This window comes from Luteimonas sp. TWI662 (assembly GCF_039673825.1).
Classification (GTDB): domain Bacteria; phylum Pseudomonadota; class Gammaproteobacteria; order Xanthomonadales; family Xanthomonadaceae; genus Luteimonas.
The window spans coordinates 1-582 of the sequence record NZ_JBDJMI010000059.1; the positions used below are offsets into that span (position 1 = coordinate 1).

Sequence of the window (582 nt, forward strand, 5' to 3'; positions counted from 1 at the left end):
CCCGAGGCGCTGGCCGCGCTGGTGCGCGACCACTTCGCGATCCTCAAGGTCGGCCCCGGCCTGACCTTCGCGCTGCGCGAGGCGTTGTGGGCGCTGGATGCGATCGAGCGCGAGTGGATCGCGCCGGAGCAGCGTGCGCAGCTGCGCGAGACCGCACTGGCACGCATGCGCGCCCAGCCCGGCCACTGGCAGCGCTACTACCCCGCCCAGGGCGAGGCACTGACCATCGACCTGCAATACAGCTTGAGCGACCGCATCCGCTACTACTGGCCGGATCCTGCGATCGAGGCGGCCTGCCAGCAGCTGTTCGCCAACCTGCGCCAGAGCCCGCCACCGATGCCGCTGGTCGGCCAGTACCTGCCACAGGCGCTGCGCGCCCTGCGCGCCGACCGCACCCCGCTCGATCCCGCCGCCCTCGTGATGGCCCACATCGCCATCGCCCTCGACGACTACCGCCATGCCTGCGTCCCCGATGCCCAGTCCTGACCTTCTCGGCCTGCCCGAACCCGACCTGGCCGCCAGCGGCGCGCTGTGGACCGCGCGCGAGATCGAACAGCAGCCGCGCATGCTCCTGCGCACCCA

1 protein-coding gene is annotated in these 582 nt (G+C 72.2%); it reads left to right on the plus strand.

Features of this window, described 5'->3' with window-relative positions; all coding sequences use genetic code 11:
- The coding region (locus ABE488_RS17730) for a class II D-tagatose-bisphosphate aldolase, non-catalytic subunit (protein WP_346449710.1) at positions 1 to 486 on the plus strand (486 nt) is incomplete at its 5' end.
- Between the last annotated feature and the right edge of the window lie 96 nt (positions 487 to 582).